Source organism: Prevotella pallens ATCC 700821 (assembly GCF_000220255.1).
Lineage (GTDB): Bacteria > Bacteroidota > Bacteroidia > Bacteroidales > Bacteroidaceae > Prevotella > Prevotella pallens.
Genome location: NZ_GL982513.1, coordinates 2,274,150 through 2,290,951, shown reverse-complemented (window position 1 = coordinate 2,290,951; position 16,802 = coordinate 2,274,150). Strand labels below are relative to the sequence as shown.

The 16,802-nt window shown below is 35.5% G+C and carries 9 protein-coding genes; 4 read left to right on the top strand and 5 right to left on the bottom strand.

The window, feature by feature from the left end:
- Window positions 1-366: 366 nt before the first annotated feature.
- Entirely contained in the window at window positions 367-3,615 is a 3,249-nt protein-coding gene (locus tag HMPREF9144_RS09035) for a S41 family peptidase (RefSeq protein ID WP_006045668.1), read from the bottom strand.
- 36 nt (window positions 3,616-3,651) lie between these two features.
- Window positions 3,652-5,445, bottom strand: a complete 1,794-nt coding sequence (locus HMPREF9144_RS09030) for an aminopeptidase P family protein (protein WP_006045667.1) — start codon at window positions 5,443-5,445, stop codon at window positions 3,652-3,654.
- Between the two features lie 811 nt (window positions 5,446-6,256).
- On the opposite strand from HMPREF9144_RS09030, the gene HMPREF9144_RS09025 reads away from it, so the two are divergent.
- Window positions 6,257-7,726: a T9SS type A sorting domain-containing protein gene (locus tag HMPREF9144_RS09025; RefSeq protein WP_006045664.1), complete on the top strand. Its 1,470-nt coding sequence runs from the start codon at window positions 6,257-6,259 to the stop codon at window positions 7,724-7,726.
- A 145-nt stretch (window positions 7,727-7,871) separates the two neighbouring features.
- On the opposite strand, the gene HMPREF9144_RS09020 is transcribed toward HMPREF9144_RS09025, so the two are convergent.
- Together HMPREF9144_RS09020 and HMPREF9144_RS09015 are read right to left on the bottom strand one after the other, a co-directional pair.
- Window positions 7,872-9,041, bottom strand: coding sequence for a MalY/PatB family protein (locus HMPREF9144_RS09020; protein ID WP_006045663.1), 1,170 nt, complete (start codon window positions 9,039-9,041; stop codon window positions 7,872-7,874).
- Between the two features lie 18 nt (window positions 9,042-9,059).
- On the bottom strand, window positions 9,060-9,902 hold the full coding sequence (locus HMPREF9144_RS09015; protein WP_006045662.1) for a DUF3737 family protein: 843 nt from the start codon (window positions 9,900-9,902) through the stop codon (window positions 9,060-9,062).
- A 289-nt stretch (window positions 9,903-10,191) separates the two neighbouring features.
- Between HMPREF9144_RS09015 and HMPREF9144_RS09010 the strand changes: the two genes are divergently transcribed.
- The 3 genes from HMPREF9144_RS09010 to HMPREF9144_RS09000 all read left to right on the top strand — a co-directional run bounded on the left by HMPREF9144_RS09010 (window position 10,192) and on the right by HMPREF9144_RS09000 (window position 14,386).
- Window positions 10,192-10,740 (top strand): RNA polymerase sigma-70 factor, encoded by a 549-nt coding sequence (locus HMPREF9144_RS09010; RefSeq protein ID WP_006045661.1) that lies wholly within the window; start codon window positions 10,192-10,194, stop codon window positions 10,738-10,740.
- Window positions 10,737-11,675, top strand: coding sequence for a FecR family protein (locus tag HMPREF9144_RS09005; RefSeq protein WP_006045660.1), 939 nt, complete (start codon window positions 10,737-10,739; stop codon window positions 11,673-11,675). The genes HMPREF9144_RS09010 and HMPREF9144_RS09005 overlap by 4 nt, the downstream gene beginning before the upstream one ends.
- Window positions 11,676-11,758: 83 nt before the next feature.
- Window positions 11,759-14,386 carry a TonB-dependent receptor gene (locus tag HMPREF9144_RS09000; RefSeq protein ID WP_249031141.1) on the top strand — a complete coding sequence of 876 codons (2,628 nt, stop codon included), beginning with the start codon at window positions 11,759-11,761 and terminating at the stop codon, window positions 14,384-14,386.
- A 777-nt stretch (window positions 14,387-15,163) separates the two neighbouring features.
- Here HMPREF9144_RS09000 and HMPREF9144_RS13555 read toward each other — a convergent pair.
- On the bottom strand, window positions 15,164-16,681 hold the full coding sequence (locus HMPREF9144_RS13555; protein ID WP_006045658.1) for a porin family protein: 1,518 nt from the start codon (window positions 16,679-16,681) through the stop codon (window positions 15,164-15,166).
- Window positions 16,682-16,802 lie beyond the last annotated feature (121 nt).

Here is a 16,802-nt window from a genome sequence, read left to right as displayed (position 1 = left end):
CCGAAAATGTGAATGTTTAGGTATTGTTTTCTTTCATACAATAATTCTATTTTTTGTTTATGTTCTATGCTAATATGGACTAATTTTGATTTACTTTCATTATATGGTCTGACTTCCAAATACATAGATGTTGCATTGATTTCTTATTATATTTTTTATTTTGTATTTTAAAAAATATTTTGTAATAATATTCTGTGTGGTTTATTATTATATTTTTTCGAATACAAATTTTAGCTGTAATAAAAACGGGCTTCGAACCTAAAATTCGGAGCCCATTTATTTTGTATAATGGTTTTTGCAGATAGTTGTTGCTTATATTGTTTTGTGTATAGCTATCTATCAGTATGTGTATATTCTCTTGCAATGTTATTTTTTCATCATTTCGTGCACTGCTTTTTCCAACTGTCGGTCGTAGCCGTTAATATAGTCGGCTGGTGTGTTATACACTTCAATATCTGGATTGAGTTGTAAATTTTCGGCAAATCTACCTTTCATATCCTGACAACCTACTTGTGGAATTCCAAAAATCATACCATTTATAAGTGTTTCCCACCAAACAGCAGTCATAGTTCCTGCTATTGGTGCACCAATAAGTTTACCTATTCCAAGATATTTATAAATTTGTGGGAATCCCATTCCATTGCTATAATCGTCTTCACAAATTAATACGCACGATGGTTTGTTCCATTTGTTAAATGGGTCGCTCCCTATATATTTACCGTGTGGTATAAACTTTTGATATTCTTTTCCACTTAAAAGTGTACAAAGATCATCGTGAAGCCAGCCTCCGCCATTATGTCTTTCGTCTACAATTACAGCATCTTTTACACGATTTTCTGCACTTAATAGTTCGCTATATACTGTTCGGAAGCTTGGACTATTCATACCTTTTACATGAACATAGGCTATTTTTCCTCCCGATATACTATCAACAAAGGCACGATTACGGTCTACCCAACGTTTATATAGTAATTCGTCTTGTGTACCTTTACTAATAGCTTTCACCGTAACATCGAAATGTTTTTTATTTGTTGGGTTATAAACCGAAACTATAATGCGTTTTCCCGCTTTTCCATCAAGCAAATAGTTATAATCTTTACCTTTAAGTATGGGTTCTCCGTCTATTTTTTCAATAATACAGCCTGCTGTTACGCCTGTTTTACGCACAGCAAAAGGTCCGCGTTTAATAACTTCTTCCACTTTTAGCCCATCTCCATCGTATGCATTATCAAAGAAAAGTCCTAAAGTAGCCGTTGTTAGCGATGGACTTTCTCCATGATAGCGTGCTCCTGTATGAGAAGCATTCAATTCGCCAAGCAATTCTCCAAGCATATCACGGAAGTCGTATTCATTATTAATATAAGGTAAGAAGCGTTTATAAGTTTTTTTATAGCCTTCCCAATCTACTCCATGTATGTTTTCTACATAAAACTTGTCTTTTACTTGTTGCCATACGTGATTGAAAATATATTCACGTTCTTGATAAGGCTTATAATCGAACCGAGCTTCAAAGCCAACATTGCTACTTGATTGTTTAGAAAGGTCTATCTTTTTAATTCCATTATGGGCACAAATATAAAGATTTTTAAAATCGTTATCGGCTTCTAATGCTCCATCACCAACTTCTTTCATCACAATTTGTGTTTTATCTTCTTTCAAATCGTGTTTCCAAAGGTCGTAACCACCTTCAAAAGCTGCCTGATAATATAAAACGTCGCCTTCTGGATTTAATAAAGCATCGCCCAAATGAGAAGAATTTACGGTTAAACGTACAATGCGGTCTCTGCAATTATCTAAATCGAGCTGTAAAGGTTTAACTTCTTCGTCTTTCTTCTCGTCAGTTTTTTTATTTTTCTTATCGTTCTTCTTGTTTTTATTGTTTTTTTCGTTTTTCTCCTGCGCTTCTTTTTCTTGTTTCTTTTGTTCTTTTTCAGCCTCATCAAGCAATTCGCGCTCTTCTTTCGACATACGGAAGCGATCGTAAGCATCAAGATCGAAAAACATTAAGTATGCATCAGATTCTGCTCCCCAACTTCCATGGCTACGATAACCTGCACGGTCGCTAAAAAATAGCATAGCTTTTCCTTTTAATACCCATTTTGCGCCACCATCGTTATAACCACTTTGTGTAAGATTAAAAGGAACTTTTTTTCCTGTAGCATCTACGAGCGAAATATCTCTATTGTTCCAACCGCCATTTCCCATATACGGAGTAAGAATCCAACGACTATCTGGACTCCACGAAAACCAAATATCGCCATCGCTATATGAATAAAGATCTTTTCCATCGGTAGCAGTTATAGTAGCTTTTGTTTTAAGATCTAATATTTTAAGCGAAGCTCTATTTTCGAAAAATGCAATTTTTTTCCCATCAGGGCTATATTGTGGCATTTGCGATGTTTGATTGGTATTTGTTAAACGTTCTTCCACCAAATCTGTCGCATAAGTAAAGTTTTTCTCTGCCTTGTTTTTAATTTTTGTCTCGTAAATTTGCCAAATACCATTACGTTCCGAACTGTAAACAATGCCTCTTCCATCTGGCGCAAAGTCTATATTGCGTTCTTGTTCTGCAGTGTTTGTAATTTGTTTGGTTGTTCTGTAGTCTAACGATGTAACATAAACATCGCCATGCAATACAAATGCAATTTCTTTTCCTTTTGGCGAAAGTTTTATTTCGGTTGCCCCCGATGTTCTTACTTGTCGTACCAGGTCGTTATCTATTTGGTCTGTAACAATAGTTATATCAACCTTTTTAGGTTGTTGCCCATCTTTTAGTGTATATATTTCTCCATCGTAGCCATAACATATAGTACCATTGTTGGCTACAGTAAGAAAACGTACAGGATTTGCCTTATGAAATGTTAGTTGTTTTTTGCCACTACCATCAATGTTGCGTTTGTAAACATTGAACGTACCATCTTCTTCGCTCAAATAGTAATATTCGTTAGTGTTATTTCCCCATACAGGTGTACGGTCTTCCCCATCAAAGTTGGTAAGTTTTGTATAGTTTCCTTTACTATAAAGCCAAATATCGCGTGTTACAGGCGAACGGTGGTGTTTTCTAAAATTATCTTCGTAGCCTTTTACATCGTGATACAAAATATCGCCATTACTTTTTACATTAGCATCGCACATAGTTATGGGCGAATAAAGGCGTGGACGACTTGCATCTATATTAACTTCGTAGGTTTGTGGGAATGTACCCGAAGCAAAAAATATAGATTTTGCGGTAGGCATAATAGCCGATGAGAACAAAACATGGTTATTATTGGTAAATGCCATTGGTATTTCGCTACCACTATTAGTAGTTAAACGTTTTGGAACACCCCCATTTTTATTCATTAAATAAATATCCATACTGCCTTCTCGTGTAGAAGCGAAAGCAATTTTTTGTCCATCTGGGCTCCAAATAGGATAAGCATCGTAGGCAGGATTAGTAGTAAGTTGTTTTGCTATTCCACCATTTACGGGAACCGAAAATAAATCGCCTTTATACGAAAAGGCAATAGTTTGTCCGTCTGGCGAAATAGAACAGAAACGCAACCATAAAGGAGCATTGTTTGCAAAGCTATTAAGCGAAAAACTTAATATTGCGGCTGCTATAATTTTCTTCATTATGTTGGTATTTATATTGTTATTTTCTATAATAGGTTATAGTTCTATTGCAACTGTCTCTATTGCTAGCCATGCTCTTTCTTCTTCGTTCAGATAAGGAGCTAACTTTTCGAAAACTGTTGCGTGATACTGGTTGAGCCATTCTATTTCGTCTGTAGAAAGCATATTGAAATCTATAGGAGTTGTATCGATAGGTGCAAGTGTTAGCGATTCAAACTGAAGGAATTTTCCGAAATCGGTTTCCATATATGGCTTTATATATAATGTGTTTTCTATGCGCACTCCAAATTTTCCTGTAAGATAAATGCCAGGTTCATCGGTAACTGTCATTCCTTTATATAATGGAGCTGGACGCCATTCCATACGAATTTGGTGAGGACCTTCGTGTACATTTAAAAAACTACCTACACCATGCCCGGTTCCGTGCATAAAGTTGTAGCCTTCTCGCCACATTGCTTGTCGGGCAAAGGCATCTATTTGCGAACCACAAGCTGCATTTGGGAATTTACAAAGAGCAAGTTGTATATGTCCTTTTAATACAAGCGTATAAATGTGGCGTTGTTCTTCGGTAATGTCGCCTAATGCAATGGTTCGTGTTATATCGGTTGTGCCATCTTGATATTGTGCACCACTATCTATTAATACAAATCCGTGAGGTTTTACAGGTATATCGGTTTGTGGTGTTGCCTCATAATGCACAATTGCACCGTGTTCTTCGTATCCAACAATAGTATCGAATGATATTCCTCTAAACAAATCTTGTTCGGCGCGAAGCGAAGTTAATTTCTTTTCTAACGATATTTCGGTTTCTTTACCAGCTTTAACTGCGGGTTTTAACCACCGTAAGAACTTAACCATAGCTATACCATCGCGCACCATTGCGTGTTTAAAACCTTCTATTTCTGTTTCGTTTTTCACAGCTTTCATTTCAGGAATAGGCGATATTCCTACAACTGCACGTTCGCTATTAATGGTGTTGTACACTTTATGGCTCATTTCGTTGCTATTTATAAGCAGTGCTTTGCCATTATATGTTTGCAAGGCAGATAACAGTTCGTTATAATCCTTTATTGTTATATTTTCCTTTTCAAGATAGTTTTTCACTTCTGTAGTTAGTTTTTCGCTATCTATAAAGAGAGTTGCCTTTGTTGTTTCAATAAGTAAATAAGCAACAAAAACAGGATTACAATGAACATCGTTACCACGTAGGTTTAAAGTCCAAGCTATCTCGTCGAGTGCCGAAACCAATATGCCATCTGCCTGTTGTTTTGCTATTGCTTTTCTAATGCGTTCTAATTTAGAAGCAACTGTTTCGCCTGCAAACTTTAAAGGTTGTATTTCTATTTTATTTTTTGGAATAGAAGGGCGGTCTTTCCATATTACTTCTAATGGGTCGAAATCTGTATGAACATAAAAATCGCCCATATCTTTTAGTGTCCAAATAAGTTCGGTTGCGTAAGTATTTGTGCAAACCCAGCCATCAATACCAATATGTACGTCTTCGCAACCTTTAAATTCGCTTGCTAACCATTCAGAAATAGATGGAGTTTCGGCTATACGTTCTTTCATTAATATATAGTCGGTTCCTTTTAATTGTTCTGCTGCAGCTATAAAGTAGCGCGAATCTGTCCAAAGTGCAGCACTTTTCTGTGTAACTACTGCAATTCCCGCTGAACCATTAAAGCCAGAAATCCATTCTCTTCCTTTCCAATGGTCTGGAATATATTCACCTTGATGTGGGTCTGTACTGGGAAATATAAACGCTGAAAGGTTTCTTTCCTTCATTAGCTTGCGCAACTCTTGCAAACGTTTCTGTATTTTGTTCTCCATAATTTTATTGTTTTAATTTTCATTTGTAGAGTTTTGAGCGTTGGACAAATACCGTTACCATAAGTTTTGGTTTGCACAACGTGCCATATAACTTTATTCTTTAAAGGTTGCACGTGTTATTATTCAACACGTGTACAAAGTTAAGCAAAATATCAGAAACTTAAAAGAATATCAATTATTATTCAACATAGAACTTAATAGAATGTGTTATAAAGAAATTGTTTTTATTTCAAATTGTACATTAGCAACTTATTTGTTTTGCATTATTTTAGTAGACCAATTAAGTTTAAAAATAAGATGTATAATGCCACTGAATATATTATTTTTAGCATTAGCTTTTTGAAACTTAAAAGAGTAATAAAAAATAATAATTAAAACATCGTAGAATAATAATAAGAAAAAAAATATTTTTAATTATAAAATAAAAAAATATAATAAGAAAATTTTATACACAGTAATACACTGGTTTAGAAATAACTATATAATTAAGCAACAATAGCACAATCACCGAAAAAAGTGCTGAAATTTTTTACTTTAATCTTTAAAACTATCGTATAAAAGTAGCGAAGAATAAAACTTTTCAACATTTCGGTAAAAAACTTCAATATAGTTTTTTAGCGAATACACCTTATAATATAATTTATTGCGAATAAAGCATCGTGTACATTTTTTTGTGGTTCTAACTAATTTTTATTACCAAATACTTTGTCTATATAACAAAATATAACTATCTTTGCGACCTATACAATCTATTATAGGGGACGGCTGCTTTTTATAGCCAACCTTTAATGTCATATTAAAAACAAATCTTATGAAGCAAACATTAGTTAAATTCTCGTTCATCACAGTGGCTTCAGTTTTTTCGTTGTCAAGTTATGCGCAACTAAAAGCTGGCGAGATTGATGCAAGTTACAAACCAGTATTCGATGGTAATGTTTTATCGATGGTATTAGAACCCGATGGAAAAAATGTATGTGCAGGTTCCTTTTATAATGTAGGCGACCGAAAAATTTGCGGTTTAATACGTTTAAAAGCAAATGGCGACGAAGACGAATCTTTTAATAAAGGCGGTAAAGGATTTGATAGTTATGCTACAGCAGTAGCAAAAACCTCTGATGGTAAATATCTTGTAGCAGGGCATTTCACCACATACAATGAAAAGGCTGTAGGTAGTTTGGTGCGTATTAATGCCGATGGGACTCTCGATGAAACATTTAAAAACGACATAAAATTTGAGATAGTAAACCATAAAACCATAAAAGAAATAGAATTGCAGCAAATAGTTATGTTGCCTAACGGTCAGTTTTATGTTGCAGGTTGTTTCAATCGTGTAAATGGAAAGTTAGCTCCACTTATTGCACGTTTCAATGCAGACGGAACACGCGATGAATCGTTTCTTCCTACCGATAAAGAAATACATTTAAAAAGTTCGCCTAACGTAGATGCAATATGGAAAGCTCCCGATGGGTCATTATATTTAGGAGGCTCTTTTGGTGGTTATGATGGCGGATTTAAGCAAAAACGACTCATACATATTAATGCAGATGGAACTCTCGACCGTTCTTTCCATCAACCACAATTAGATGGTTTTATAAAATCAATATCTCCATTTGGCGAAGATAAAATACTTGTTGGTGGCGATTTCCTTACAACAGAGAGTGGCGATAGGTTCTTAACCTGTGTTATAAATAAAGATGGTTCGCTTGATGAATCATATAATCCACGCCAAAACTTTTTTACTGAAAATCATGAAGCAGAAAGTCTTGCTGTTTTTGGTTCAAAACTTGTGGGCGATAATGTTATTATAGTAGGTGGAGATGTTGTTACGCCAGGAAATGCGTTTTTCCACGTATTAACTAAAGATGGAAAAGACTTCTCATCGACCTTAAAAATAGAAGGACAACCCAACAAAATTGTTTCGTTCTTAAAAATAGACGATTCGGAAAAATATGCTTATATAAGTGGTTTCTTCACAAAAGTAGGCGATTATGTACTTCCTTACTTCGCCCGTGTAGCTTTGCGCGATATTGTTCCTGATGGAATTAATGCTACTAATATAAATAAGGTGGAGCCATCTGTAAGATATAATAACGGTATGCTAACCGTAAACGGAATAGAAGGTAATGCAGAACTATCTGTATACAGTACAAAAGGCACTGCAATTACACTCTGCAATGTTTCAAATGCACTACCAATAGCACTTCCATTGCCAAAAGGAATTTATATTGTGCAAATTAAAAATGCGAACGGAAAAACCTATACAAGTAAAATTATCAATTAAAAGTATACTTTAATTGCATTAATATATATACTAAAAAAAGGTTGCTGTGTATATTTTTTATTCATACATACAGCAACCTTTCTTTTTATTATCTAAAAAACTTTCCATTCGGTGTTTGGCAATAAATGCATAAACACCATATTTTTTACAGGTGGGAAAGTACTTTTATAATACGGTTTAAGCCCTCTTGCAATGTAGCGCGCGTACAAGCTATGTTAATTCTAATATAATTTTCGCCTGCAGTTTTCCCATACATCATACCACTATTTACTTGTACTTTACCATCGTGAAGCAATTTTTCTGCCAATACATCAGACTTTAAACCACTTTTACGAATGTCTACCCATACAAGGTAAGTACCTTCTAATTTCAGAACTTCATAGTCTGGTAAATATTTTTTTAAAGTGTCTGTAAGCAAAGCATAGTTGTCGGCTATATAAAGAAGTAACTTATTTAGCCATTCTTCGCTTTCATTATAAGCAGCCTCCAGCGCAATAGGTCCAAACGGATTAACATCGCAAACTTCGAAAATATTAATAACCCGATCTATGCGTCTGCGCCATTCCTCGTTAGAACAAACTATATTTGCAATTTGCAATCCAGCAATATTAAAATTCTTTGTAGGCGAATTACAAACAACACTATTAGCCAAACAATCTGAATTTACAGTTGCAAATGGTGTAAAAGTATACCCCGGCATTATGAGTTCGCAATGAATTTCATCGCTTATAACCTTTACATTATGACGCATACAAATATCATTCATCTGCGCTAACTCGTCTTTTGTCCACACACGTCCTGCAGGATTGTGAGGGTTGCAAAGCAAAAACAACGTAGTTTTCTCATCGGAGCACTTTTTTTCAAAGTCGTGCCAATCTACAACGTATGTATTTCCCTCTCGTTTTAGTGGGTTTTCTAAGATTTGCATTCCTTGATTGCGAATACACGAATAGAAACAATTGTAAACCGGCGTTTGTATAAGCACATTTTCGCCAGGCATTGCCAAAGCTTTAATAGAAGCACTTATAGCAGGTATTACACCCGTAGTATAAATAATGGAGTTTCGTTCTATTTGCCAATTATGCCTACGCTTGAACCAATTAATTATGGCTTCGTAATAACTATCGCCCACAATAGCATAACCAAAAATTCCATGTTTTGCACGTTCTTCTACAGCTTTACGAATAGCAGGTGCAGCAGGAAAATCCATATCAGCCACCCAAAGTGGAATAATTCCTTCTTCTTTTTCTTCGTCCCATTTAACCGAATTAGTGCCACGACGATTTACAAACTTATCGAAATTAATATCTTCCATAGGTATTTGGTTCTTTCTTTATCGTTCTTCTATTACACAATCTGTACCTTTTGCGTATTCATCGTAAGTTATTTTGCCAATTTTATCGGCAACAATCTTACCAGAGATAGGATTTTTTATTTCGCTAATAGTGCCTTTTATTTGTGCATTTATATTACGGCTATCTTCAAATGTACGGTCGCAAGCAGCATCGAAAGTACAATCTTCCAATATAATCCCATCAAGATAGCACAATGGTTGTTCACCGCTGATATGACAACGCACAAGTTTTACATTTTTACTATGCCATGCTAAATATTCGCCATTAAGGTCAGAGTCGTACACGGTAACATTTTCGCATTCCCAAAAAGAATCTTTCGTTACTATTTTAGCGTTGTGAACTTCTACATTCTTACAATACTGAAAAACATATTTTGCATCAGAAATAAGTCCGTCTACATATATATTATTAGAGAACATAAACGGATAAGTGCCTTGATGCAACTCTACATTCTTTATTTTCAATCCATCAACTTTCCAAAAAGTTTCGTCAGCATCGTTTATTTTAACGTTTTCTAATTCCAAATTTTTCATTTCACGAAAGAATTTCGGACCGTCTATAACGCTATTTTTCATTATCATATCGGTAGAATACCAAATTGCCGAACGTGAACCTGGTGCAAAATAACAGTCGGTTATAAGACTTTTATCTACATGCCACCACGGATATTTGCCATAAAACCGAGAATTATGACATTCAATGTTTTTACAACATTTAATTCCAGACTCTCCATCTATAATTTCAATATTCTCTAAACGAATATTTTGTAATCCAAATAGAGGACGTTCGCCTCCATATTTCTTATCTTTAATAGTTTCCATTCCTTAAAAATCCTTTTTTATTAAATCCTTTAAAATTACATTATGTATGCAAATATACAAAGAAAAAGATGCTTTTTAGGAAAAGTAGAGCCTTATTTTCTACAGAATAATAAATCATGTTAATAAATAACGATATATTATAGGGGTTTTCATACATATTTTGTTTTAGATATAAAGTTAAGAGAAATATTTTATAACATAAAAACAAATGGAAATAAAACTATTTACTGTACCTTTGTACTCCCGTTTAGGAGAGGTAACGACATAAAAGTCGAACCCTTTAAATACAATGAGTGAGAATAGAAAAGAACAATTTAAGTTGCGATTTGAGAAGTATTACCCAATGCTATGCAAAATAGCAAACGGTTATATTGCAGACCAAGATGACTGTGAAGATGTCGTTCAGACACTCTTCATAAATGTATGGGATAAGCAGAAAGACGCTTTACCAGAAGAAGAAATGCTTGCCTATATGAAAGTTGCTATACGAAATAACTGCCTAACATTCTTGAATAACAACAAAACATACGAGAAAGTATCTGACAATGAAAACGCATTGCGTTTAATTGCAGACGATTCAGAAAATATTCCCACTACCGACTATAAACTATTATTGGAAAACGTGTTAAAAGAGATGCCGCCGAAATGCAGGGAAGTTTTTAAAATGAGCAAACTGCAAAAAATGAAATACAAAGAAATTGCCGAACGTTTAAACATCTCTGAGAAAACCGTTGAAAACCATATAGGCAAAGCTATTAAAATTATTAGGGCTTATATTGCTGCGAATCCTATAATAACAATTGTAACCATCTTTATATCGATAGCACTGAACTTATGAAAGAGTTAATTGAAATAGACGAGATTTTAGGAAAGTACTTTGCAAACGAACCTATTGCAGAGAACGAAAGAATGGCTTTAATTGCATTTAAGAATGCAAATAAGGCTGAATTTGACACGCTAAATAATGTAATGATACAAACAGAAACCTCAGAAACAAAAAACTTTAATACAGAAGCTGCATGGAATAGAATAGAAAACCAATTGACAAATGCCACCTCTCAACATACAAAAACATTAAAACTTCGAAACATTTTCAGTATTGCTGCATCGTTACTGTTGCTTATTGGTATTGGAACACTTGCATATCATTACCTTGTTGATACTGAAAAAACAACATTCGCAAACAATTCTACAACAGAGAATATCGTAACTTTACCCGATGGAAGCAGTGTAATGCTATCTCCACAAGCTTCGTTAAGCTTTAAAGAACAAGACGGAAAACGTATTGCTGCACTAGAAGGACAAGCATTTTTCAATGTAGAACACAGTAATATTCCTTTTACTGTTGAAGCAGGAGAATTAAAAGTAGAAGTATTAGGCACATCGTTTAAAGTGAATGCTACTTCGCAAAACACTGAAAGTGTAGCTGTTTCAACTGGACGTGTGCGCGTTAGTACCGATTCGGAAGTTGTAACGCTAATAAAAGGCGAAACCGTTGTACATAAGAATGGTAAACTTATTGCACAAAAACAAAATAACGCACAGGCAGATATTAAGGAGTTTGTATTCAACAATACGCCTTTAGCAACTGCAATAAAAGAAATAGAGCAAGGTATGGATATCCGAATTGAGACACAAAAAGACTTGCTTAAAAACAGAATAACAACTAAGCTACACACAAATAATCCAGAGAAAGCGGTAGCAGAATTAGCAATGCTTTGCAATTGTAAGTACGAAACAGTATCGTCTATCCACTATCGTTTGTATAAATAATTACTAATATGAGATAAATGCCAAAACTGCTTTTATCAATATTGTTTTTGCTCGTTACATTGGTAGCGAACGGACAGAACACAGTGGCAGAAGAAGTTGTTAAGATTGACGCTTCTTCTGCCACTGTGCATTCGTGGTTCCAGCAAATAGAACGACAAACAAAAATTACACTCTCATACAATCCCTCTTTAATTAACTTAAACAAACGCATAGGTATTGGTGTTTCGGGCAAAATGAAGGTAACACAATTGCTCGAAATTATACTAAACGAATACGAATATAATCTAATTCCGTTAGACAATCGCAAACTTCTTATTCAGATTAAAAATAAAAAGAAGCAAACAAAACCTATAAAAATAGAAAGTTCTATAGAAGACTTTATGCTTTCTATCAATACTAATGCTGCTACTGTTAAAGACTGGTTTGCACTTATTGAACAACAAGCACACATTTCGCTTTCGTATCCTGCCGACCGCATAAATCTGACACGCATTGTGAAGTTTCAACGGCACGGACATATTAGCGTAAAGCAACTTATTGCTACTTTACTAAAAGACTACGAGTATAAACTAACGAATAGCGAAAACAAACGACTGAAAATAGAAATTGTAAAAGCAAAGAATGTGTTTGTAACAGGCATTGTAGAAGAAGCTGAAACTGGTGAGAAACTGTTTGGCGCAACTGTTAGTATTGCCGATAAAAATGGAACTAAGGCGCTTACTGCTACCGATAAGAATGGTACATTCTGCCTTACCACAAACAGAGGAACTATTAACCTCATTGTGTCATGTATGGGCTACTCGCCTTACGAAACAACTATTGATATTCAAAATAACATACAGAAAACTATAACGTTAGAGCCTATTCCTTATCAAATAAAAGCTGTGCAGGTACAACAACATAAAAGTAAGGAAGATTTAACCGATGCTGCACCTTCTAATATGCTTTCGTTTAGCAATTCTGACCTATTTTCGCAAATCAGAATATTACCAGGTGTGTCGCTTGCTACAGCCAATACTGGATACAATGTAGCAGGAGGCGGAACTGACGAAAATCTGATTTTACTCGAAGGCATTCCAATTTACAGTCCAAATCATCTTAATACGCTCCTCCCTATATTTAACGGAGATGCCATTAAGTCGGCTTCGTTCTACAATGGATACATTCCTACACAATACGAGGGACGACTTTCATCGGTGATGGACGTAAAACTTCGCAATGGCAATAAAAACAAATTCGAACATACTGTATCGCTCGATGTCGCCTCTGTATCGGCTGTGTCAGAAGGTCCAATTGTAAAAAACAAATTGTCGTATTTAGTGGGCACACGAAGAAGCTGGCTCGATTTATTCGATAAATATTTCGGAGCCGACAAATATTCTACACACATTTTCAACGATATAAACACAAAACTATCGTGGGATATTGATTCAGTTACAACGCTACAGCTTTCCATATACAATTCGAACGATAAGTATAAAGAACCTAGTAACGAATACAAAAATGCAGTCTTAGCGTGGAACACACAGTTATATGCACTCCAATTCAACACTATTATTAACCGACGAATAACTAATTCGTCGTCGATTGCATTCACTTACAACAAAAGTAGCGCCGATGCAAAAGCATTTGTGTTGCGAGCAAACAAATTTGTTGAAAGTGGAGCTAAACATTTATACGCTAATACCGATTTCTCCTATCAGTTTAATTCGTACTACAAAATTAATTGGGGATTGAAAACCGACTTCGGATTATATAAGCTCGCAGGGTTTGGACGAGGACTTTATAACGAAAAAGAACCTATAAAACAAATATCTGCATTTGTTGATAATAAAATATATATAACCAATTGGCTATATGCGCAAGCTGGATTACACTACGTTCTATATGCGCCTAACCACTATAAGACCTATCAAAGTTTACAACCAAGGCTTATTTTGAAAGCCACTGTAAACAATAAGAATCTCTTCTATCTTACATTCTTAAAAATGGAGCAGTATTTTCACCACGTACTTGTTTCGAATATTTCTGCACCGTTCGATTTTATTATGCCAAGCATTAAAAGTTTTAAGCCACTAACAGCTATACACTACGAAGCTGGATGGAAACATTATCTGCACACCGGTATAATAGAACTATCGGCTTATTATAAGCGACGCAACAACTTATTGGCTTTTCGTCCTAACTCGTTTATTGAAGATAGCAGATGGGATAAATATATGATGGCTGGAAACGGAGAAAGCTACGGTGTAAACTTATATATGTTCAACCAATGGCGCAAATTAAGTTGGCAACTGTCTTATGGCTTCTCTAAAAGTAAAGAATGGTATGCAGAATTACCTCAGTTTGGAAAAATACCATCACTGTTCGACCTGCCTCATAACTTTAATGCTTTCGTGTCCTACAAAATGTTTAAACATTCCACATTCACAATTGGCACCACAATCTATTCTGGTAAATTCCCATACGATTCGTTTTATGGCGATGAAAACAATAGACTTGAAACATTCCGTACGCAGCGTGATCCAACACGATACAGAATAGATGCTAGCTACGATTTTAGAAAAGAGTTTAAACACGCTAAATTCTTTCTGCGCTTCGGACTTTACAACATTCTGGGAAATCCATCTAAAGACGAACTTTCGTTCAACTTCTCGTATAAACTAAACGGAGGTTGCATTCCTTTTGGTGCCATTACCTACAAATTCTAATAGCTTAGTAAAGATAAACACCGAAATTATAAGTAGGCAACTATGGGCTATTAGCTAAGCAAAGAGGTTTTCTCACGTGGTTAGAAAAGTTAGTAGATGTTGGTTGCCTTACGTTTAGATATCTGTAACATTCGTCTCAGATATCTGTAACATTCGTCTCAGATATCTGTCAGTTTCAAATTAGATATCATAGCAAACTACTACCTTTGTGATGTTATGTTATGATGGCTGAAATATATTTGTTCAGATGCGAAATAAAAACTCTTTTATGCTGCTATATTCTAATTCTGGTATAATGGTAAGCTGCTGAATAAGAATGTATTAAAGTGTTTTGTGCTGTGTAAGAGTGAGAACCATTACAATTGTGTTCTTTTTAAAAATATCCTCACCTATTTTCTACTGAGCCACAATTTGAGTTTAATAGTATATTCAAATTTAGTGCTCTCTATGGTTTAACCCAAATCGGTCATTAGAGTCTAAATATATTTTGTTTTACTATTGAGCAGATTGTCTGTCTTGGCAACGTAGGCGTAGTGGACTATATCAAGTTACAAAGACATACAAGATGTCGATAAGAATACAAAAGATGTTAGGAAACAATACCATAGTAGTAGGAACTATACATATTGTGGTCTAATGACTGCTTTGGGTAAAAAAAACAATAAGTAGATGTTCAAAGTTAAGCGCAATATTGTCTTGCTCCTTTTTTTCTTCTTTGAACACCTACTTAGGGTAATTAATATATATATAGAGATTCTCTATATTGGTTACACAGCATTAAAGGTCTATATCTAGCCCGACACCGAATACTTTATTGCTACGTGTAAACTGGTCGGTGTTTTGCACTTTTACTTCTTTGATAGTCGATTCGTATGTCTTGTCGAATTTTTCGTAGTTTGTAAAGAAGTAGGCAATGTTTAGATGAGCATTCTTTGCCACCTTAATTTTTGCACCGAGACCAATGCTATAGCTACTTGTTACGAAACTGAGGTCGGAAAGATAGCTACCATCGCCCAATCCGTATTTAGTGCGTTGTGCACCAGCGCTCAGAGTAACACCAGGTTTAACGTCCCATTCTATACCAGCAAGATACTCGCGTGTGTTGCTCGAAAGCAATCGCTGCTTGTTGTTAGCCATACGTGCATCTTTGTCGAAATAGTAGTGATAGCCAGCCAAGAGGCGCAAATTGTCTAACACTTCGTACTGTGCACCTATCGAAAGCAATCCAGGGAGGTCGTTCGGAGTGTTCACACCATCTTTAAATTGTCCAGTATCGTCGCGCTTTGTGTTGTTTTCAATGTTAAATTTGGTAGTAAATTCATAGTGCGCCGCAAAGTTCCATCGTCCTGTTTTATAATCAATACCAATGATAGGTGTAATTCCCCAACCACGTTGTGTACAATCTAAATACTTATCGGCAAAGTCTTCTTTAGTCCTGTTTAGCTTATCGGCACCAGCTTGATATTGTTTTGCAGCACCTTCGTATCGTGCTTTATCGGCAGGATTAGTAGCCTGATTTGCCATTTGCTGACTCTGAATAGCCAACTGTGTAAGCGCATTAGCCTTTGTACCAAAATAGTCGTATAGGTTTTCCATCTGTCCGTTAATGTTGGCAGATATACCTATAATGTTACCTTCGTACTTGTTGTATATGTAGTTGAATCGTGCTCCACCGTAAACAGCTAAGTTTTCGTTTATTTTATATGTCGCACCCAACTGCAATCCGAAGTCGTATTGCTGTCCGTGAATGTAGCTACTTACACTGTATGCAGGTGTGGTAGAGCCGAATCCTTGTTTGGCGAGCAAAGCCGGAATAAGTGCAATTTGGCGTTCGAAGGTTGGAAGCCCAGAGTTGAATGTCGCCTTACCGCCACCACCTACTATACCAAAGCCCAATTGGAATCCCCATTTTTCGTAGTTCTTAGCAATTTGGAACGATGGTAGAATAGGCACCGAAGCTTTTCCTTTAAACTCTTTAACACCATTATCGTTTCCACCATTCAGCTTGAAAGGTTGATAGAAAGGAGAGCCTTGCAATGCTGGAATGGTTAAGCCAGAATTGATGGTACGAGTTTGATAAACATTTTGCACGCTGAGCGAGAGGTGAAGTCCCATTGGTAAGAAAGCAACACCAGCAGGGTTAGAGTAGACTCCATCTATGCCAATTGCACCATCGCGTGCCAAGCTACGCAAAAATGCTATACTTTGATTTGTATTTGTAAGTAATCCGCCAGCCTTAATACTCGTTGCTGATACAGATAAAGCAAGCATTAGGGTTAATGATTTCAGTTTCATAATTTAACTTTTCTTGTATTAATATGTTTGAAATTGGCTGCAAAGTTATATTGATTGTTCTATTCTACCAAATTAATTTGCACATATTTTCTCAATATGTGTAATTAAGCGATTATTGGAA

Excerpts from the sequence above, each read along its gene's own strand:
- HMPREF9144_RS09035 (WP_006045668.1), bottom strand. The coding sequence starts at position 3,615 with ATGAAGAAAATTATAGCAGCCGCAATATTAAGTTTTTCGCTTAATAGC.
- HMPREF9144_RS09030 (WP_006045667.1), bottom strand. The coding sequence starts at position 5,445 with ATGGAGAACAAAATACAGAAACGTTTGCAAGAGTTGCGCAAGCTAATG.
- HMPREF9144_RS09025 (WP_006045664.1), top strand. The coding sequence starts at position 6,257 with ATGAAGCAAACATTAGTTAAATTCTCGTTCATCACAGTGGCTTCAGTT.
- HMPREF9144_RS09020 (WP_006045663.1), bottom strand. The coding sequence starts at position 9,041 with ATGGAAGATATTAATTTCGATAAGTTTGTAAATCGTCGTGGCACTAAT.
- HMPREF9144_RS09015 (WP_006045662.1), bottom strand. The coding sequence starts at position 9,902 with ATGGAAACTATTAAAGATAAGAAATATGGAGGCGAACGTCCTCTATTT.
- HMPREF9144_RS09010 (WP_006045661.1), top strand. The coding sequence starts at position 10,192 with ATGAGTGAGAATAGAAAAGAACAATTTAAGTTGCGATTTGAGAAGTAT.
- HMPREF9144_RS09005 (WP_006045660.1), top strand. The coding sequence starts at position 10,737 with ATGAAAGAGTTAATTGAAATAGACGAGATTTTAGGAAAGTACTTTGCA.
- HMPREF9144_RS13555 (WP_006045658.1), bottom strand. The coding sequence starts at position 16,681 with ATGAAACTGAAATCATTAACCCTAATGCTTGCTTTATCTGTATCAGCA.